Raw genomic sequence first — 20,556 nt, 5'->3', positions numbered from 1 at the left:
GATGGCAACTTCGCGAACGCCTGTGCTCGTTTCGGATTCCTGTGATACAATGATCGAAGAATGCGGTGTGAAGGCGATCATCGCTTGTGAGGGACAAAATACAAGGAACGGGAGGTTGTTAAATGCCACTTCAGCTCATTACGGGTCGTTCCGGGAGCGGAAAAACTCGTCTGATCCTGGATGAGATAAGGAGAGAGTTGCATAAGGACCCCTTGGGGCCTCCGCTTATCCTTCTCGTTCCGGAGCAGGCAACCTTCCAGATGGAATATGCGATGGTCTCGACGCCGGGACTATCCGGATTCATGAGAGCCCAAGTCTTAAGCTTTCGCAGGCTTGCTTTTCGGGTCATGCAAGAAACCGGAGGCTCGGCGATCGTTCCGATTCAAGATAACGGCAAAGCGATGCTGTTACATAAAGTACTGGAGGCTCGCCGGGAAAGTTTGCGCGTATTTCACGGCGGGAAAACGGAAACGGGGCTTATCGCTCGGATTAACGAACTGTTTACGGAAATGAAAAGATACGGAATTGATAGCTCCAAGCTAACGGAACAGGCGGACGCGGCAGCCTTAAGGACGGTAGCCAATAAGGAATCGTCTTTGCTGGCAGACAAGCTCCACGACCTATCGCTTATCTACTCGGATATGGAGCAGCAACTTGTAGGGCATTGGCTTGACGGGGAAGACATGCTCGACTGGTTAGCGAAAGGAGCGGCTTCTTCGACGTATTTGGAAGGCGCGCAGGTGTGGGTGGATGGTTTTCACGGGTTTACCCCAAGCGAGTATACGGTCGTAGAAGCTCTCCTAAGGAAAACGCAGAAGGTGAATATCGCCCTATGCGTCGATCAGCCCTATGGTTCCGGTGAACGGCCGGACGAACTGGACGTGTTCCACCCTACGGCGGAGACGTCGGCACAATTGTGCGAGCTGGCGGAGTCGGCAGGCATTAAGCTCGAGCCGCCGGTCGTTCTCGATCCCGTAGTCGCTCCGCGCTTCAAGTCGAATCCGATGCTCGCTTTCTTGGAACGGAATTGGGACAATCCGAAACGCAAGCGTTGGGATGGCGATCCCGCGATCTTGCAACCCGGTCATCCCGATTGCGGACTCTCCTTGTACGAAGCCGCGAACCGTAGAGCGGAGGCGGAAGCCGTAGCCCGGGATATGCTGTACCGCGTTAGAGAGCAAGGGAGCCGCTGGCGCGATATGGCTTTGTTCATTCGGCAAATGGACGAGTACGCGGATTTGCTCGCGAAGGTGTTCGGGGATTACGGTATTCCTTATTATCTGGACGGCAAAGCTTCCGTCTCTCATCATCCGTTCGTGGAATTCGTCCGCTCGGCGCTCGAATGTATTAGCGGCGGCTGGAAATCGGAGGCCGTCTTTCGCTGCGCGAAGACGGATTTGCTAGGAACGCCTGATCGACGAGTAACCCGAGACGAGATCGACCGCTTGGAAAACTACGTACTGGCGGCGGGAATCGACGGTTGGCGTTGGCATGCTGCTCAAGCATGGTTCCCGCTATTCCGCGGCGATCTGGAGATCGAAGGGACGAGCATCGCCGCCGAAGATGAACTACAGAGCTTTATCGACGTCCGGGATGCATTGCTCGGGCCATTGCTAGCCATGGAAGCAAGAATGAAATCCGCGCGTTCCGTCAGGGAACTCTGTGAAAGTCTCTATGATTTTCTGGAACAGACGGGCGCGGCCGATAGGCTGGAAAGTTGGAGCAAGGAAGATCAAGCGGCAGGAAAACCGGGCCGAATGGCCGTACATCGTCCGTTATGGGATGGGGTTATTCATCTCTTAGACCAATTGGTAGAACTAATGGGAGACCACTCTCCGGATATTCAATTGTTCACCGGAATGATAGATTCGGGCTTGGAAGAGCTTAAGCTCGGGGCCGTGCCTCCTTCTCTTGACGGCGTGTTGATCGGCAGTCCGGAGAGAACGCGGTCCGACCGCGTGAGAATCGTTTATTTGCTCGGAGCGAACGACGGCGTGCTGCCGATGCGCATTTCCGAGAATGGCCTGCTAGCGGAGGAAGAACGCGAACAAGCTGCCGTCTCGGGGCTTAAGCTTGCTCCGGGCTCACGTAGACGGTTGTTGGACGAAGCCTTTTTGGCGTATTTAACTTTTACGACCGCTTCCGAGCATCTGTGGGTCAGCTATCCGGCGGCGAACGAGGAAGGGCAAGGGCTTCTTCCATCGGAATGGATAGGCAAGCTTAAGAAGAGATTTCCCGGCATTCCGGTCCGTTCTCTAGCCGCGGAGCCTCAGGAAACGCAATCGGAAGAGGAACAGCTGCGATTCGCGGTGCATCCGGGAAGAGCGATGACCCATCTATTAACGCGGCTTCGCGGCTGGCGGCAAGGGGAAACGTTATCCGCAGGCTGGTGGTCGGTCTACAATTGGTTGCGGGATAAGACGAGCTGGAATGCCCGTCTTACCTCTCTCGTTTCTTCTTTGAACTATACGAACGAAGAACAACCGCTTAGCCCGGAAACGAGCCGAGAGTTGTACGGAGAGCGTCTGCTTGCAAGCGTATCCCGGATGGAGCGGTTCATCGCTTGTCCGTTCCAGCATTTCGCCGTTCATGGCTTGCGCCTGCAGGAACGTCGCTTGTTCCGGGTGGACGCTCCGGATATCGGACAGCTATTTCATGCGGCACTCCGCCAAACGACGGAGAAGCTATTCGCGGAAGGTCCGGCCGGCATGGATGCGGTTCGCTGGCAGTTAGAAGCCGCAGCCGCGGTGGACAAGCTGCTTCCGCGCATCCAATCGCAAATTTTATTGTCTTCCCACCGTCATCAGGTAATGGCGCGTAAGCTGAGAGATATCGTTACGCAAGCATCGGCGATTCTTGGAGAGCATGCCGCCTTGTCGGCCTTCAAGCCAGTCGGGCTCGAGATGAGCTTCGGGCCGAAAGGATTGTTGCCTGCTTTGTCTTTGGAATTAGACGGGGGAAGATGGATGGACATCGCCGGTAAAATCGACCGCGTCGATGCCGCGCAATCCTCTTCGGGCTTGCTCCTGCGCATTATGGACTATAAGTCTAGTGCTATGAAGCTAAAGCTAGACGAGGTAGCGCATGGCTTGTCGCTCCAAATGCTTACTTATTTGGACGTCGTCGTCTCTCACGCGCCGCATTGGCTAGGACAACCGGCCAAACCGGCGGGCGTGCTCTATTTTCACGTACAGAATCCTTTATTGGTTACGCCGAACGGATTGCCTAAGGATGAAGCCCGCAACGCCATGTTCCGCCAATACAGAATGCAGGGGCTGCTTCTCTCCGATGGGGAATCGGTCAAGCTGATGGACGAATCCTTGAACCACGGGAACAAATCCGCTGTCGTGCCGGTCGAATTCAAGAAGGACGGGACGTTCTCCGCGCGCTCGCAAGTCGCGGACAAGAGCGAATGGGAGGTGCTCCGGGGATCGGTACGCTCGCAAATCCGCCGCATTGGCAAACGGATCATCGACGGCGACGTGGCGATTACTCCTTATCGTCTCGATAAGCGCAGTCCTTGCACGTTTTGCGATTTCCGGCCGGTGTGCCATTTCGACAACCAAGTGGAAGGAAATGCTTATCAAACGTTAAGCAAAGCAGGAAGCCGCGAGGAGTTATGGCATAGGCTGTCGCGCAGCGCCGAAGGAGGGAACCCGAAATGAGCCAGCTAAACGCTTGGCCGGCAAAACCGGCCATCAGCCGGTGGACCGATGAGCAATGGGCGGCGATCCAGGCGGACGGTTCCAATCTTCTTGTCGCTGCCGCGGCCGGTTCCGGTAAAACGGCCGTTCTGGTCGAGAGAATCATCTCGCGAATCGCCGACGAGAACCGTCCGCTGGACGTAGACGCGATGCTCGTGGCCACGTTCACGAAAGCGGCAGCGGCGGAGATGAAAGAACGGATTCGCCATGCGTTGGAAGAAGCATTGGAGCAAGACCCGGATTCCAAGCATTTGCGCCGCCAGATTGCATTGCTGCCGAGGGCGTCGGTCACGACGCTCCATTCCTTCTGTTTGGAGGTCGTGGAGCGTTATGCGCCGCTTATCGGGCTTGATCCCGGATTTCGCATGGCGAACGAGACGGAAGCCGAGCTTCTGAGGATGGATACGCTCGACGAGCTGTTCGAGGAACGTTACGAGTCCGAAGGGGAAGCGGGCTCTTTGGCGGCCTTGGCGGATCACTTCGGAGGGGAAAGAAGCGACGAACCGCTGCATCGGCTTGTGCTGGAGTTATTCGAATACGCGGGAAGCCATCCTTGGCCGGCTTTCTGGCTTCGGCAAACGGCTGGCGAATTCGAAAGCGCGCAAGCAGAGACGCTGCTTAGTTCGCTATGGGTGAAAAGCTTGCGCGAGGATGCGATGTTGCTGTTGCAAGGTACGTTGCACTTGCTGCGCGGCGCGTTGCGTATCGCTCATGAGCCCGGAGGGCCGGAGCCCTATATCGATACGTTATTCGCGGATATAGACGGGCTGGAGAAAGTGACGAACGCTTTTGAGGCGGGAGCTTGGGAAGATTGGCAGGCCGCGGTTGCGGACATTTCCTTCGGTAGGCTTAAGCCTTGCAAAGGCGATGAATACGACCCCGATCTGATCGACAGAGTCAAAAGCTTAAGAGACTCTGCGAAGAAGGCGGCGGGCAAGCTGTCTGAAGAGTGGTTAGTCCGTTCGCCTGAGCAGTACGCCGCTGAGCTTCGCTCCCTTGCCCCGGAGATGGAGCAATTAGCGGAGCTGGCCGTGGCGTTCGGAGAGCGCTACGAGCAGGCTAAGCGGGCGAAAGGATTGCTTGATTTCAGCGATCTTGAACACTACGCGCTACGCATCCTGAGAGATCCCGTTTCTACGCCGGAACGCAGCGTGCCTTCCTTGGCAGCTATCGGGTTCAGAGAGCGGTTCGCGGAAATTTATTTGGACGAATACCAGGATACGAACGAGGTACAAGAGGCCATCGTAGCTCTTATTTCTAGCAAAGACCCGGGTAACGTGTTCATGGTAGGAGACGTGAAGCAGAGCATATACCGATTCCGATTGGCCGAGCCGGGCTTGTTTCTGGATAAATACCGAAGATATGAGGCTTACGGCGACAATGCGGAGGATTCGTTATTGACCGGTCAAGACTCGGACGGATTACGGATAGATCTGGCGCGTAACTTCCGCAGCCGCAAGGAAATCTTAAATGCGGTTAACCACGTGTTCAGGCTCATTATGCGAGAGCCCGTGGGGGAGATGAATTATGACGGCCGAGCCGAATTGATCTACGGTGAAGGTTATCCTGACGGAGGAGAACCGAACCCTTATTCGGTTGAATTGATCGTGTTGGATTCCTCGGCTAGTGCAAGCACGGAGTCGGAAACCGAATCGGGGGAGGCTGCTTCCGATACGAACGAGGACGGAGCATCCTCGTCCGAAGGGGCAGATGAAACCGAAGACGTGGAATCGGCGCAGTTAGAGGCCCGATGCATAGCGGCGGAAATCCGCAAATTGATGGGAGCGGACGACCCGGATCAGGTACCGTTCGCTGTTTACGATGGCAAAGCTAAGCTGCACCGTCCGGTACAATACAGGGACGTCGTCATTTTGCTCAGGGCGGTTACCGCTCTTGCTCCTACGTTTCTGGATGAGCTGAAGGCTGCAGGCATTCCCGCTTATGCCGATTTGGCAACAGGTTATTTCGCGGCAACGGAGGTAGACATCATGCTGTCGCTTCTGTCTATCATCGATAATCCTCACCAGGATATCCCGCTGGCGGGAGTGTTGCGTTCGCCGATCGGCGGCTTGACGGCCGAACAGCTCGCGCAAATCCGATTGTCCCGCCGGAATGGCTCATTCTGGGAAGCGGTCAATGCAGCTGCGGGAATCATTGATTCCCAAGCGGTTGCACCGGATGGTTTGCGGGAGGTATTAGCGGGATTCGTAAGCCAACTGGAACAATGGCGCGATTATGCGAGAAGGGAGCCGCTAGGAGACCTGCTGTGGATGTTATATCGAGAAACCGGCTATTATGACTATGTTGGCGGCTTGCCCGGAGGCGGACAGAGGCAAGCGAACTTGCGGGCGCTCGTCAACCGGGCTGTCCAGTACGAACGCTCCTCTAAATTCCGGGGATTGTTCCGGTTTCTTCGTTTCCTAGGCAGAATGCGCGATACCGGAGCCGATCTTGGAGCCGCGCGCGCGCTCGGCGAAAGCGAGAACGTCGTGCGGATCGTATCGATTCATAGGAGTAAAGGCTTGGAGTTCCCGGTTGTTTTCGCGGCGGGGCTAGCCCGTAATTTCAATCGCAGAGACTTAAACGGGGCTTTTCTTAAGCATAAGAAGCTAGGATTCGGTCCAAGGGTAGTGGAGAAGGACACTCGCGTTGCATATCCGACGCTGCCTCAGCTAGCTATTCGCAGAAAACTGGCAGCCGAAATGCTTGCGGAAGAAATGAGGGTGCTCTATGTCGCCTTAACGCGGCCCAAGGAGAAGCTCTATTTGATCGGCACGAGCAAGAACGCCTCCAAGCAATGGGAACAGTGGAGTGAAACCGCGGCCATGGCTGAGGGGAGCTTGCCTACGTTTGCCGTTGCCGCCGCCGGAAAGTATTTGGATTGGCTTGGTCCGGCGGCCGTCATCGCCAGCGAGCTACAGGACCCGGCGCGCCGATGGACTTGCCGAATCGTCCCCGCTAACGTGTACACCCGACAGGCGCAGGACGTCCAAGAAGCCAAGCCTGACGAGGGACAATTATGGAATGCCGTCTTGAACGGAGAGAAGATCGCTTCGGAACATTCCGATACCTCGGATCGAATCTCACGTATTCTCTCTTGGGAATATGAGGACGCGGCAGCTTCTCGCTTAGCGGCGAAGACATCGATCACCGCTCTTAAAAATCGGTTGCAGGAAAGTAACGCCGGTTCGCTGCCCGGGCTGCCGGAGAGCTCCCCCACCCCAATCGAGGAATGGCATGAGCGTTCCGATGGGGAAGGATGGGCCGAACCGGAACAGACGCCGGAGTCTGATCAAGCGGTTCCGGTCTCTACGTATCGGCTTCGCCGCCCGCGATTCATGTCTGCGCGCCAGTTGACGCCAGCCGAACGGGGGACGGCTTTCCATCTCGTCATGCAACATTTGCCTTTCCGGGAAGGCATCGACGAAGCAAAGATCCGAGAGCTTCTTGAGAGCTTGGTAGAACGCCGAATTCTCTCCGAAGAGCAACGCCAAGGCGTTGACTCGTCTGTCGTGGCGGCATTCTGCCTCCATCCTTTGTACTCGAGAATAGGCAAGGCTACAAGAGTGTGGAAGGAAGTTCCTTTTACCTTCGGGCATGATGCGGCTACCGTTTACCCGGGATCGATTGCTTCATCGTCGGGAGAAACGGTTATTATCCAAGGGGTTATCGATTGCTTGTTCGCGGAGGAAGACGGGCTCGTGCTCGTGGATTACAAAACGGATGTCCTCAAGGGGATGAATCCGGAAGAGGCGGCGGAAAAACACCGGTTCCAAGTAGAAAAATACAGCGAGGCAGTAAGTGGTATTTTAAATACGCCAGTAACGGAAGCTTATGTGTATTTTTTCGACGGCGGGCATTCCGTTCGTTTGATTTAATTCAAGTTAAGTCGATTGCAGGAGGAAATGGACATGTCGGCCAACGTTCAAAGCAAAAGAAGTTATACGGCTCCAATAATATTCGTCGTTCTTGTGGTTCTTATGACGTTAATCATCGTCGTTTCTACCAAATACTTATTTATGAAGCAGACTCATACGACGGATCAAGGTAAACAATTAGCCGAGGAGTACAATTACGCACTAATCTACGCGGACCGGCTTCATAATGGCACCGATCTCATGCTGAGCGCTAAATCCGAAGCGGATCGGATGCGTGCGGCACGAATGCTTGGCGAAGCCCATCTCGCTTCTGGTGAGTCCTTAGGCTTGTTCTTGGAAGCCCAACGACTCACAACGGGACAATCCACGGAAGAGACGGGCAACCCAATTATTGTCGCGATGAATACCGTATTTGGCGAGAAAAGTATATTGGCTTCGGTAGGCGAGCATGAAGGAACGTTAACGGAGCAAGAGATCGCGATGCTAACGCTAGTCCGTGACGGGGCAGCGCAAATGCAGCAAGCTCTTAATCGCTTCCGGCCACCTTCCGGAGAAGCGGGATTCCGGCAGATGGTTACGGTCGCCGATTGGGTGCCGAACGTCGTGGAAGCGAGTAAGTACCTGGAGCAACTTGCGGATAATCTTTAAGGCGCCTAATTCATTGTCCTCCTAGTAGCCATTCGCCTACATCGGCATATGATGTTGAAGAAGGTAAGCGCCCAAGGAGGGAAATCCGATGGAAAAACCTAAACCGCAACCGGCACCGAGCCCGGCGCCGAGCCCGGCACCGGTGCCGATGCCGCCCAAAAAAGCCGAGAAGCCGGTCGTTTATCCAGTGGCGGAAGAGAAAGGCCACCACCATCATCACCATCATCACGATTATAAGATGGCCGTTAAGCCCGTTGCTAAAGTTGTAACGAAATCTTTGTGCGAATCCCATATGCATCGATACGTGGAAATCCAAGCCGCCGATGGCTTTTGTTATGATGGGATCGTAGAGCACGTGGACGACGAGTGGGTATGTCTCGCGGTTCCGGGATGCGTGGAGCCGATGCGCGGCTTCTTTCCGCAACAGCCCTTCTATCCGCCGTACTACCGTCCAAGACGATTTAACCGTTTGATTTTGCCTTTGGCAGGATTAGCGGCTGTTTCGCTGTTGCCTTATTACTGGTAAGCGCGAGAGACTACCGGAGGCCTGCAGACGTAGGTCCTCTTTTTTTTGCCTCTTCAGGCAGAGCGCAGTTGGACGAGGAGGAAGGGAATACGTTATGATAAGTGCAATAGATTTCTAAGGGGTGTGTTCATTGTCAGATTGCCTGTTCTGTAAAATTGCCGAAGGAACGATTCCGTCGCGCAAAGTGTTCGAGGACGAACATGTCCTCGCGTTCCATGATATCCAACCGCAAGCTCCCGTTCACCTGTTGGTCATTCCTAAGAAACATATCGCATCGATGAACGAATGGGGCGCCGAAGACGCCGAATTGCTTGGGCGAACTTTATTCGCCGCGCGGCAGATCGCTAAGGAAGCGGGACTAGAGGAATCCGGTTATCGGCTGGTGAACAACTGCGGAAGAGATTCCGGACAAATCGTATTTCACTTTCACTGGCACATTCTCGGGGGAGAGAAACTGGCCAATTTAAATCCGTCTTCCAACTAGGATAGTCGCGTATTGGAAGCATATGGAATCGAGGAAAAACTTAGTTGAGCAGGAATCGAATTTTTCGTCAGACTCAAGTTGACACCCCCTTTCCTCATCACATATAATATAGTTTGATAACCGTGTTGGGTCTGTTGCGGAGGGAGGGAAAACAGGTGGCCGAAACAAAAGTACGAAAAAATGAAACAATCGACGCTGCACTCCGCCGCTTTAAGCGTTCCATTGCCAAAGACGGCGTTCTCGCGGAAGTGAAGAAACGTAAACATTACGAGAAACCAAGCGTTAAGCGGAAGTTGAAATCCGAAGCTGCGCGCAAACGGAAGTTCTAGGAGGAATCCGCACTCATGAATCTTGCGGAACGATTGAACGAAGACATGAAACAAGCGATGAAGAGCGGTGAGAAATTTCGCCTGCAGACGATTCGCATGGTTCGTGCATCGATCAAAAACCAAGAAATCGAGCTACGCCGCGCGCTTGACGATAACGAATTGCTTAATATAATGAGCCGTGAACTCAAGCAGCGACGTGATTCCCTCCAAGACTTTGAAAAAGGCGGTAGGGAAGATCTCGTGAGCAATGTGAAGGCAGAAATTGAGATCATCTCTGAATATCTTCCACGACAGCTTACGGAAGAAGAAGTCAAAGCCATTGTTGTACAGACCATGCAAGAAACCGGTGCTTCTTCTAAAGCCGATCTGGGGAAATTGATGGGCGCTCTTATGCCCAAGGTGAAGGGAATTGCTGACGGTAAGCTCGTCAATGCAATCGTCCAACAATCTCTGCAATAATTCCGACATGAACGACAGGCACTCCTTTAGGGGAGTGCTTTTTGCTTTCTGCCAGCTTGACAGAAACTTATTTCCCCTGTTTACTAATTTCCTGAAGGGGTCGACCCGATACTTAATTAAGGTGGATTGAAACAATAGTTCTGTCGAACCGTATTAAGAGTATATCGCCTAAAAAAAAGTTGTAGGAGGAATGGACTTGACCTTATCTCATCCCAATCGCCAGAAAATCGATGGGTGGACTAGAGCGGCCAGGCTTGCCCTGCTGCTTCTCCTATCGGTAATTCCGATTATCGGCATTGCTGTAGGCGGCGTTCGAGCTGCAGAAGAGACTACTGCCGGAGCCGTATACGTGGTTCCGGTGCAACAAACGGTGCAAAGCGGTCTTGCTTCTTTTCTTGATCGCGCTTTAACGGATGCGGAGAAAGCCAAAGCCTCCCTCGTCGTGCTCGACATCGACACGCCTGGCGGCCGTTTGGATAGTGCCGAGGCTATTGGGAAGCGCATACGGGAAGCTGGCGTGCCGACGGTGGCCTTTATTAGCGGCAAAGCGGCTTCGGCAGGCGCATACCTATCGCTTAACGCGGGAGATATCGCAATGGCTCCGGGCACGACAATCGGAGCAGCCATGATCGTTGACAGTAACGGTAACCCTGTAGATCATCCGAAGCTTGTTTCTTTTTGGAGGGAAGAGATGGCGTCGGCAGCCGAGCTGAACGGACGCGATCCGAATATCGCGATCGGAATGGTCGATCCTAATCCGGTCGTCGAGATGAAAGCGATCGGCGAAACGAAAGAGAAAGGCCATATTATTTCCCTAAGCGCGGAGAAGGCCCTTAAAGTAGGATATGCGGATAAGATCGCCAAGACGACGAAAGAAGTGATCGCCTGGAAAGGCTTGTCCGATCGCGCGGTGATTGAGTTCAATCCTTCATTCGCGGAAAGGGTATCCGAATTCGTAACGAGCCCGGGAATCGCTACCTTGTTGCTCATCATCGGAATCGCGGGCATTGCGATCGAGTTTCTCGTACCAGGCTTCGGAGTGCCGGGAATTATCGGTCTCGTGTCCTTTGCACTCTACTTTTTCGGTCAGTCGATTGCTGGGTTCGCGGGAATAGAGGCATTGGTCGTGTTCTTAATCGGAATCGGATTGCTAATCTTGGAAGTATTCATGCCGAGTTTCGGAATTTTGGGTATTCTAGGCATCGTAGCGTTGATCTTCGGGATCACGATGGGAGCCTACGATACCGGCAACGCGCTGCAGTCGCTCGGCATAGCCGCACTGGTGGCAGCGGTTATCGTCGGTATAGTCGTTTATATTTTCCGCAAGCGGGGCATCTGGAACCGGTTTATCCTGAGCGAGCAATTAACGACGGACAAAGGTTTCGTCCCTCAGCAATCCCGAGACAAATGGATCGGTCAGGAAGGGATGACAACGTCTATGCTGCGCCCTTCGGGCATGGCGGAATTCGGCGGCGAACGTCTTGATGTCATCACCTCGGGCGAGTTTGTCGAGAAGGGTAAGCGAGTACGGGTCTTATCCGCGGATGGAACGCGCATTCTTGTGAAGGAGATCGAATAGGCTGCATCGAATTACTAGTTGATGAAAAGTCGAATAGACTAATAAATTGTTGGAGGTAAACGATGAATACTACGGATGTTCAACTACTAGTCATTATAGCTGTAGTTATTGTAGCGGTTTCGGTGTTTATGAGCTTTTTCCCTTTTATGTTGTGGATTTCTGCTTGGGCAGCAGGTGTGCGTATCAGCATTATTACTTTGGTAGCGATGCGGTTGCGCCGCGTTGTTCCTGGTCGGATCGTTAATCCGTTAATTAAGGCAACTAAAGCCGGTCTAGGTTTGAATATTAACCAGTTAGAAAGTCACTTCCTTGCTGGCGGTAACGTTGATCGAGTAGTTAACGCACTAATAGCTGCACAACGCGCAGATATTCCTCTCGTATTCGAGCGGGCAGCTGCGATCGACCTCGCAGGACGGGATGTGCTTCAAGCGGTTCAAATGAGCGTAAATCCGAAAGTCATCGAAACTCCTGTCGTTTCCGCAGTTGCGAAAAACGGTATTGAAGTTAAGGTTAAAGCTCGTGTGACGGTTCGTGCGAATATTGATCGTCTCGTCGGGGGAGCTGGTGAGGAAACCATTCTCGCTCGTGTTGCCGAAGGAATCGTTAGCACGAACGGGGCTTCCGAATCCCATAAGGACGTTCTGGAACACCCTGATCTCATCTCCAAAACGGTACTAAGCAAAGGTTTGGATGCGGGCACAGCATTCGAAATTTTGTCTATTGATATCGCTGACGTAGACGTAGGTAAGAATATCGGGGCTCAACTGCAAACGGAGCAAGCGGAAGCCGATAAGCGAATCGCTCAAGCGAAGGCGGAAGAACGTCGCGCGATGGCGGTCGCCCAAGAGCAGGAGATGAAGGCTCGCGTAGTCGAGATGCAAGCGAAGGTGGTCGAAGCGGAATCCGAAGTCCCTCTTGCGATGTCGGAGGCTTTGAAATCCGGTAAGCTTGGAGTCATGGATTACATGAACTTGAAAAACATCGAAGCCGATACGCAAATGCGGGGTTCTATCGGTAAGCAAAATGACATTGGCGGGAATGGTCAGCAGAAGCCATAAGGGTAAGCAAGGAGGAATGAACGGTGGAGGAATTAATATCGTTCCTGACGCATAATTTTTACTTTGTCATCCTTGCGGTCGGGATTATATACTCGCTGTTTTTTCGGAAATCTCCGCTCGAAAATCGGCCTCCTAACCGGATGCCGGACTTCGGGGGAAGCGATCAGCAGACGAAGCAACCCGAGCCTGAAATCCGTAAGCCGGCTCCTCAGCAGCCGAGAACGATCCGGGTGGATTCCCGCCAGCGGGAGTCGCTTCCATCCCTGGTCGAGGATAAATCTACGGTTGACGATGCCTATGCGTTGGAATCATCGCCGATTGCGATGACGAACACGACGGCTAACATGCCGAAGAAACAAAATGCGGTGCCCCGTACAGGGGGCTCTGGTGAGGTTCAAGGTTTGGCGAGCACGGAGCTCGCCCGGGCCGTCATGTGGGCTGAAATACTAGGCCCGCCGAGAGCGCGCAAACCCTACCGGCGATAGCGAACGATCGTCCATATCTAATGTTTTCATAAAGCGGACCCTATGGGGTCTGCTTTTTTGTCGTTCGCGCGGATGATAAACATGGCGAGGATGGCGGCTTGGCCGGGCATCGCTTCATAAAGCGAGCATGCGGCGCATATGTTTAACGTATAGGAGGGAGGACCGCCCAATGATGCGTGTAAGTCGGAAGCTGCGCAAATGGACCGCAACGATTCTCGACCTGCCGCAGGATGTGGTGCTGGACTTGCCGCGCATCACGATGATCGGGGGCCTTCAGGTTACGGTGGAAAATCACCGAGGTATCCTCCATTTTTCCCCGGATGTTCTAAGATTAGCGATGGATAACGGGATTATGGAGGTCACGGGCCAAGATTTAGTCATCCGGAATATCGGGGCAGAGGAAGTATTCGTGGAAGGGAAAATCATGGGCGTCCAGCTGCACGCGAAAGGGAAGCCGTCCAGTTGACGCTTGGATTACGTTCGAGTCCAATGGCTCGCCGTCCCTAGCGCAACCCATCGTATAGAGCAATAGGCTCGCGAACGGGATGTCCCAATGACGGCGAAGCTGTTTTGCTGTTGATCTGGACAAGCCCTAAGCCGGGAGGAGAGTCAAAGATGAAAGGATCATGGGTAGCAACGATACGCGGATACGTTTGGGTTAAGCTCATTGGGGGGGAGCCCGAAGTTTTCCTCAATGCGGCAACTAGGGAACAGGTCCCGCTCTGGAATATATCGTTCAGTCCTGCGGGACAATTGACCTTCGGGGTGTCGGTTCCCGATTTTTTTCGCCTACGTCCGTTATTGCGAGGATGCGGCAGCCGAACTCGAATTATATCGCGGCACGGGCTGCCGTTTCGAATGGCACGGCTGTCTAGAAGAAAGACATTCGCGGGAGGCATGCTCGCGTTCGTGCTGGCTTTATTCCTCCTGTCTACGTTCGTTTGGGATGTCCGGATCGAAGGGAATACCGCGATTCCCGAGGAGAAAATACTGCAAGCCGCAAGGGAAGAAGGCGTCTACACTTTCCAATGGTCGTTCCGCTTGCAGGATGCGGCATCGCTATCGCAGCGGTTGGCGCTGCGGTTGCCCGAAGCGGCATGGATCGGAGTGGACAAACGGGGAACCTCTATCTCGATTACGGTAATCGATTCGACCAAGCCGGAGAAAACGGCGTTGGAAGGCCCAAGGCATCTCGTCGCCAAGACCGATGCCGTTATTACGCGAATCATTGCGGAGAATGGGCGTCCGAAAGTGGAACGCAACGACCGGGTGCGCAAAGGGGACATCCTCATTTCCGGAGTTCTCGGGGATGAGCGGAACAATAAGACGGTCATTTCGAAAGGAAAAGTGATGGGCTTGGTGTGGCATGAGTATCGGATCGAGTCTCCCCTAGTCACGAAGTCCAAAAATTTAACCGGAGTTACCCAAGATCGCTCATATCTGATTATCGGGAACCGGGCCTTGCAAATTTCGGGATACGGCGAGCCGTCCTACGAAATTTCGCAAACGCGCACGACGGTTCATCGCGCGCAGCTCTGGAAGCGGCTGTTGCCGTTCGGGACGATGAAGGAGCACGAGCTCGAAGTGGTAGAGCTTGAGAAAGTCCGGACGCCGGCAGAAGCCAAGTTAGCCGGTTTGGAGCAAGCGCGCTCCGAAATGCTGGCTAAAGCGGGGAAAGATGCGGTCATTAAAGCCGAAAAAATTTTGCATGAACATACCGAGAATGGTAAAGTGTTGTTAACCGTTCTTTTTGAAGTGGAACAATCTATCGCGATAGAACGTCCAATAGGATAAGCTATGATAAGCATCTACCGATTAGGGGGAATGAGGCTTTTTGACGGAATTGAAAGAATATACGACTATCCCGTTACGCAATGCGGCTGAAGGCTTAGCGCTGTTCGGTCCGCAAGATAAGTTCCTGAGACTAATTGAGAAGGAAACCGTGTCGCTTATCCATTCCAGGGACGCGGAAATTTATATTGAAGGTCCCGCGGATGAAGTTCGCTCGTTGCAGCAATTATTCGACACCCTTATTCAACTGGTTCAAAGCGGACTGCAACTGAACGAACGAGATGTCCGCTACGCGTTGGAATTGTCGCGGGAATTAAAGGCGGACGAGCTTCTGTCCTTGTTCAAGGGCGAGATTACATCGACTTTCCGCGGTAAGCCGGTCATTCCGAAGACGTTGGGCCAAAGGCATTACGTCACAACGATCAGGAAGAAGGACATCGTATTCGGCATTGGGCCAGCGGGTACCGGTAAGACATATTTGGCGGTCATGTGCGCGGTCGCGGCGTTGAAAGAGGGCAGAGTGAAGCGGATCATGCTTACTCGTCCCGCCGTCGAAGCAGGGGAAAGCTTAGGTTTTCTGCCGGGCGACCTGCAGGAGAAGGTGGACCCGTATTTGCGTCCGTTGTACGATGCGCTTAACGACGCGCTCGGACTTGAAGGCGTAGCCAAAGCGATGGAGCGCGGGCAAATCGAGATTGCTCCGCTCGCTTACATGAGGGGGCGGACGTTGGACGATTCCTTCGTCATCTTGGACGAAGCGCAGAATACGACCCCGGAGCAAATGAAGATGTTCCTGACCCGCCTAGGCTTCGGATCACGGATGGTTATTACCGGAGACGTGACGCAAATCGATCTTCCGAAAGGGAAAAAATCCGGTTTGATCGAAGCCGAACGGATTTTACGCGATATCGAGGAGATCGGAATGGTGAGCTTTACCGATCAAGACGTCGTCCGACATGCGCTCGTGCAGAAAATTATATTGGCCTACAACGCAAACGGCGAACAACAATAAACATAAGGAAGGGGAGTGCCGGATGAGTCGGAATGACAGCGGCCAACCAAGCAATCCGCTTACCTTATCTGGGGCAGCGGCAGGATGGAAGCACAGCGCAGCGATGCGCTGGCTCCTGCTCCTGCTTTTTGTATTTTTGTTTTACTTCAGCATCGCTCCGCGCCTTGTGCCGGAGACTTACGATATTACGCTGAACGGCAAAAGCGATAAGGATATTAAAGCGCCGCGCCAGGAGCTTGACGAGAAGGCGACGTTAAAGGCACAAGAAGAAGCCGCAGAGAAGGTCGGTCCGATCTATTCGATCGTAGTGCTTCGGAATGAAACGCTGATCAACGAAATCTTTGCTAGGATCGAGGAGCTAAATCTGGACGACCAGATTACGGAAGCCGACAAGGTCGATATTTTTCGGCGCGTCATTCCGGAGCGCGTCGACCAGTATATCGCGAATTTCGTCAAAGCGAACAAGGGATCGGAAACGTATTCCGAGGGCTTGCTCCAGGAGATGCAGCAGGTCGTGCTGTCGCAGTTATATTCGATACCTGAGGAGACGTTCTACAAGATCCCCCGCTTAACGCAGGATCAGTTGACCGAGATGCGCAAGGTAGGGTGGGACGTCGTTCGCAAGCTGACGGGAGAATCGTTAACGCAAGCGGAGACGGCGAGAACGAAAGTCGCCGAGCTCGTTAATGCAAGCTCCTTGTCGCTGAAGACGGAACGCGAGATCGTACAGGAGCTCGCTCGTTTGGCGATCTTGCCGAACAAATTTTACGATAAGAAAGCGACGGAAGACGGAAAAGTCGAAGCCAAACAGAATACACCGCCCGTATTAATTAAGCAAGGCGACGTCGTTGTTAAGGCGGGACAAGTCATTACGGAAAGCTTGTACGAGAAGCTGGACTCGTTAGGACTGCTTCAGGAACGCAAAAATTACTTGCCGCAGCTGGGCGTGCTGTTGTTTTCGGTTATTTTCACATTAGCGCTATATGGTTACGTCGAGCTGATTGCCGCGGCAACGGCCAAGAAACGGACGAACGTGGACTGGGTCATGCTGCTGCTGATCTTCGCGCTGAACATTCTGTTCATGCATCTCGTCTCGCTAACCCACAGCGAGGAATGGCCTTTTGTCGGCTATTTGGCACCGATCGCGATGGGAAGCATGCTCGTGACGTTGTTGCTCGATCTGCATCTCGGCCTTGTGAGCTCCTTTTTGTTCACTCTGCTTGCCAGTCTCATTCTTAACGTGGAGCAGGAGCATGTTTTCGATTTTCATTACGGTTTCGTAGCGGCTGTCGTTTCTTTCACGGCAGTGTTGGCTATCCATAGGGCGAGCCAACGTTCCTCGATTCTCAAAGCGGGAATTATGGTCAGCCTCTTCGGTTCCGTTGCGGTGCTCGCGCTCATGCTTGTCAATCCCGAACCAAGCCGGCCGCAGCTCGTCCAATCGGTCATCTTCATGTTCTCCAGCGGATTGCTGACAGCCGTGCTCGTCATTGGACTGATGCCGTTCTTCGAGGTTACGTTCGGGATATTGTCCGCGCTTAAGCTGGTCGAGCTATCTAATCCTAATCATCCTTTGCTTCGCAAGGTGCTCACGGAGACGCCGGGCACTTACCATCACAGCTTGATGGTCGGTAACCTCTCGGAGGCTGCGGCGGAGTCCGTAGGAGCGAATGGACTATTGTGCCGCGTAGGTTCTTTCTACCATGACGTCGGCAAGACGAAGAGACCGCTTTATTTTATCGAAAATCAAAGCGCCTCCGGAAATCCGCATGATAAGCTCGATCCTAAGGTGAGCGCTTCGATCATCATCGCACATGCGAAGGACGGGGCGGATATGCTCAAAGCGCATAAGCTGCCCAAGCCGATCCGGGACATCGCCGAGCAGCACCATGGATCGACATTCTTGAAGTTCTTTTATTACAAGGCGGTCAAGCAAGCCCAGGAACAAGGGGCGGAGATCGATTTTACAGAGGATGATTACCGTTACCCGGGGCCGAAGGCGCAGTCGAAGGAAGCTGCGATCGTTGGCATCGCGGACTGCGTGGAAGCGGCCGTCCGGTCGCTAAACCATCCTAAAGTGGAACAAATCGAAGAGATGATCGGTAAAATCATTAAGGACCGTTTGGATGATAACCAATTCAACGAATGCGACTTGACGCTTAGGGAACTGGACAAAATCGCCGAGACGCTTAAGGAAACGGTCATCGGGATGTTCCACTCCCGCATCGAGTACCCGGACGACAAAGAACTGAAAAAAATGAAGGAAACAAAGGAGATCAAAGCATGACGCTAAGTTTGGAATGGATCGACGAGCGCGAAGGCGGAGCCGGCGAACGCGAAGAGAAATGGATGGACTTGCTCGAGAAGCTGTTGCATATCGCTGGAGAAAAGGAGGATGTGCAGGACGGAATCGTTACGCTTACGTTGACGGACGACGAAGGCATTCGTGAGCTGAATCGACAATATCGCGGCTTGGACAAGCCTACGGATGTGCTCTCCTTTTCTTTGGTCGAAGGGGAAGAGCCGGACATTCAGTACAATGACGAATACGAAGCGTCGGAAGATGGAGACGAGAATTGGCAGGATGAAGAAAAAGCGGGCAATCCGTTCTCGGATCTGTTAGGGGATATCGTCATTTCCGTTCCTAGAGCCGAGGCGCAAGCGGAGGAGTACGGACATAGCTTTGAGCGAGAGCTCGGTTTCTTGTTCGTGCATGGCTTTCTCCATTTGATCGGATACGACCATGGGGACGAAGAGCAAGAGCGCGAAATGTTCGGCAAACAGGAAGAGGTACTGAAAGAGGCAGGGCTGACGAGATGAGCGGCTGGCTTTCCCGCGAGATCCGATCGTTCAGGCAATCGATAGCGGGTATAGCCGAGGCGCTGCGGAGCGAGCGGCATATGCAATTCCATCTGGCGGCTACGATAATCGTCATTATTTTAGCCGTTTGGTTGGGCGTGTCCCGATTGGAATGGCTGTGGCTATTAGTCGCCATCACCGGAGTGTGGGTATCGGAGTTGATCAATACGGCAATCGAGAGAACGATCGACCGGATATCGCCCGAGCCGCACCCGCTTGCCAAGAAGGCTAAAGATACGGCGGCCGGTGCCGTGCTCGTGGCTGCCCTCTTCGCCGTCGCGGTCGGTGCGATCGTATTGGGTCCGCTTTTGTGGGAAGCTTGCATTAAATAAGTTATAGGACGACTTGGAGGAAATCATAATGAGCAGCAAAGTGCATCCCTATTCGATAGAGCAATTATTGGAAGCGGCTAAGGAAGCCCGTTCCCGCGCCTATATTCCTTATTCCGGTTTCGCGGTCGGAGCGATTGCCATAGATGCGCAAGATCGGCTTCATTACGGCTGCAACGTCGAGAACGCCGCATACGGACCGACCAATTGCGCGGAGAGAACGGCATTGTTTCGCGCGATAGCGGACGGTTGCGAGGCCGGTGAATTCAAAGCCGTTGCCGTTATTGCCGAGACCGAACACCCCATCACGCCTTGCGGAGTATGCCGCCAAGTGCTTGCGGAACTTTGCCAGCCTGATATGCCGGTCATACTGGGCAATATGGCGGGGGACTTTCGCATGACGACGGTGTCCGAATTGCTTCCGGGCGCGTTTACTTCCCGCGAATTGAACAAATGAGAATCGAATTGACATAAGGAGATTGGCAGTTATGCAGAAAAAAGGCTTCAAATCAGGATTCGTAGCCATCGTAGGCCGTCCGAACGCAGGTAAATCGACGCTGATGAACCAAGTGATCGGACAGAAAATCGCGATTATGTCGGATAAGCCCCAGACGACGCGCAACAAAATCCATGGCGTGTACACGACGGATGACGTCCAGATTGTGTTTCTGGATACTCCGGGCATTACGAAACCGAATTCCAAGCTAGGCAACTACATGCTTAAGGCTGCGGAAAGCGCCTTTAACGAAGTCGAAGCGATTCTGTTTCTAACGGACGTTACCGAGCCGATCGGGGGCGGGGATCGTTACATTATCGAGCAGCTTAAGAAGGTTAAGGATACTCCGGTCTTTCTCGTGCTCAACAAAATCGATAAGATTCATCCCGACGAGATGCTGCCGATGATCGATAAATACAGCAAGCTTATGAATTTCACGGAGGTTGTTCCGGTATCGGCGCTTAACGGGAACAACGTTAATGCATTGCTGGAGCAAGTGGCGAAATATTTGGACGAAGGCCCTATGTATTACCCGGCTGACCAAATTACGGATCACCCGGAGCAGTTCGTATGCGCGGAGTTGATCCGGGAGAAGCTCCTGCAGCTGACGCGGGAAGAAGTACCCCATTCCATCGCGGTTGAAATTGAAAGCATGAGCGTGGCGGCTAACGGGCTAGTGAATATCGGAGCGGTCATTTTCGTCGAGCGGGATTCCCAGAAGGGCATTATTATCGGCAAAAGCGGCGCGTTGCTAAAGGAAGTCGGCAAGCTGGCCCGCATGGACATGGAGAAGCTGCTCGGTTCCAAGATCTTCCTCGAGCTGTGGGTGAAGGTGAACAAAGACTGGCGCAATCGCGACTCGATCTTGAAAACGCTGGGGTACCGCAACGATTAATTGTTAATAACAGTGGACTTTGTG

18 protein-coding genes are annotated in these 20,556 nt (G+C 53.4%); all 18 read left to right on the top strand.

Annotated elements, in window-relative coordinates; genetic code table 11:
- Window positions 1-122 precede the first annotated feature (122 nt).
- On the top strand, window positions 123-3,665 hold the full coding sequence (gene addB, locus L3D05_RS16625; RefSeq protein WP_239617426.1) for a helicase-exonuclease AddAB subunit AddB: 3,543 nt from the start codon (window positions 123-125) through the stop codon (window positions 3,663-3,665).
- Window positions 3,662-7,582 carry a helicase-exonuclease AddAB subunit AddA gene (addA, locus tag L3D05_RS16620; RefSeq protein ID WP_239617425.1) on the top strand — a complete coding sequence of 1,307 codons (3,921 nt, stop codon included), beginning with the start codon at window positions 3,662-3,664 and terminating at the stop codon, window positions 7,580-7,582. The genes addB and addA overlap by 4 nt, the downstream gene beginning before the upstream one ends.
- A gap of 33 nt (window positions 7,583-7,615) precedes the next feature.
- Window positions 7,616-8,230, top strand: coding sequence for a hypothetical protein (locus L3D05_RS16615; RefSeq protein ID WP_239617424.1), 615 nt, complete (start codon window positions 7,616-7,618; stop codon window positions 8,228-8,230).
- 88 nt (window positions 8,231-8,318) lie between these two features.
- The gene (locus L3D05_RS16610) at window positions 8,319-8,756 is read left to right on the top strand and encodes a hypothetical protein (RefSeq protein WP_439647955.1); all 438 of its coding nucleotides are present in this window, start codon (window positions 8,319-8,321) and stop codon (window positions 8,754-8,756) included.
- Between the two features lie 130 nt (window positions 8,757-8,886).
- Window positions 8,887-9,240, top strand: coding sequence for a histidine triad nucleotide-binding protein (locus tag L3D05_RS16605; RefSeq protein WP_239617423.1), 354 nt, complete (start codon window positions 8,887-8,889; stop codon window positions 9,238-9,240).
- A gap of 155 nt (window positions 9,241-9,395) precedes the next feature.
- Window positions 9,396-9,569 (top strand): 30S ribosomal protein S21, encoded by a 174-nt coding sequence (gene rpsU, locus L3D05_RS16600; RefSeq protein WP_115990702.1) that lies wholly within the window; start codon window positions 9,396-9,398, stop codon window positions 9,567-9,569.
- 15 nt (window positions 9,570-9,584) lie between these two features.
- Window positions 9,585-10,028 carry a GatB/YqeY domain-containing protein gene (locus L3D05_RS16595; RefSeq protein ID WP_239617422.1) on the top strand — a complete coding sequence of 148 codons (444 nt, stop codon included), beginning with the start codon at window positions 9,585-9,587 and terminating at the stop codon, window positions 10,026-10,028.
- 196 nt (window positions 10,029-10,224) lie between these two features.
- Window positions 10,225-11,607, top strand: a complete 1,383-nt coding sequence (locus L3D05_RS16590; protein ID WP_239617421.1) for an NfeD family protein — start codon at window positions 10,225-10,227, stop codon at window positions 11,605-11,607.
- A 62-nt stretch (window positions 11,608-11,669) separates the two neighbouring features.
- Window positions 11,670-12,665 carry a flotillin-like protein FloA gene (gene floA, locus L3D05_RS16585; RefSeq protein ID WP_239617420.1) on the top strand — a complete coding sequence of 332 codons (996 nt, stop codon included), beginning with the start codon at window positions 11,670-11,672 and terminating at the stop codon, window positions 12,663-12,665.
- Between the two features lie 23 nt (window positions 12,666-12,688).
- Window positions 12,689-13,150, top strand: coding sequence for a YqfB family membrane protein (locus tag L3D05_RS16580; RefSeq protein ID WP_239617419.1), 462 nt, complete (start codon window positions 12,689-12,691; stop codon window positions 13,148-13,150).
- A gap of 169 nt (window positions 13,151-13,319) precedes the next feature.
- Window positions 13,320-13,616 (top strand): sporulation protein YqfC, encoded by a 297-nt coding sequence (gene yqfC, locus L3D05_RS16575; RefSeq protein ID WP_239617418.1) that lies wholly within the window; start codon window positions 13,320-13,322, stop codon window positions 13,614-13,616.
- Between the two features lie 149 nt (window positions 13,617-13,765).
- Window positions 13,766-14,944 (top strand): sporulation protein YqfD, encoded by a 1,179-nt coding sequence (gene yqfD / locus L3D05_RS16570; RefSeq protein WP_239617417.1) that lies wholly within the window; start codon window positions 13,766-13,768, stop codon window positions 14,942-14,944.
- Between the two features lie 40 nt (window positions 14,945-14,984).
- Window positions 14,985-15,953: a PhoH family protein gene (locus L3D05_RS16565; RefSeq protein ID WP_239617416.1), complete on the top strand. Its 969-nt coding sequence runs from the start codon at window positions 14,985-14,987 to the stop codon at window positions 15,951-15,953.
- A 22-nt stretch (window positions 15,954-15,975) separates the two neighbouring features.
- Window positions 15,976-18,240 carry an HD family phosphohydrolase gene (locus L3D05_RS16560; RefSeq protein ID WP_239617415.1) on the top strand — a complete coding sequence of 755 codons (2,265 nt, stop codon included), beginning with the start codon at window positions 15,976-15,978 and terminating at the stop codon, window positions 18,238-18,240.
- Entirely contained in the window at window positions 18,237-18,773 is a 537-nt protein-coding gene (gene ybeY / locus L3D05_RS16555; protein ID WP_239617414.1) for an rRNA maturation RNase YbeY, read from the top strand. The genes L3D05_RS16560 and ybeY overlap by 4 nt, the downstream gene beginning before the upstream one ends.
- Window positions 18,770-19,144 (top strand): diacylglycerol kinase family protein, encoded by a 375-nt coding sequence (locus tag L3D05_RS16550; protein ID WP_239617413.1) that lies wholly within the window; start codon window positions 18,770-18,772, stop codon window positions 19,142-19,144. Before ybeY ends, L3D05_RS16550 begins: the two co-directional genes overlap by 4 nt.
- A gap of 28 nt (window positions 19,145-19,172) precedes the next feature.
- Entirely contained in the window at window positions 19,173-19,598 is a 426-nt protein-coding gene (gene cdd, locus L3D05_RS16545; protein ID WP_239617412.1) for a cytidine deaminase, read from the top strand.
- Between the two features lie 31 nt (window positions 19,599-19,629).
- The gene (gene era, locus L3D05_RS16540; protein WP_239617411.1) at window positions 19,630-20,532 is read left to right on the top strand and encodes a GTPase Era; all 903 of its coding nucleotides are present in this window, start codon (window positions 19,630-19,632) and stop codon (window positions 20,530-20,532) included.
- Window positions 20,533-20,556: the final 24 nt, after the last annotated feature.

It is taken from the genome of Cohnella mopanensis, from assembly GCF_022352055.1.
In the GTDB taxonomy this organism is placed as follows: domain Bacteria; phylum Bacillota; class Bacilli; order Paenibacillales; family Paenibacillaceae; genus Cohnella; species Cohnella mopanensis.
Note: the sequence above shows the minus strand (reverse complement) of the source record. Positions and strands in the feature narration are given on the sequence as shown.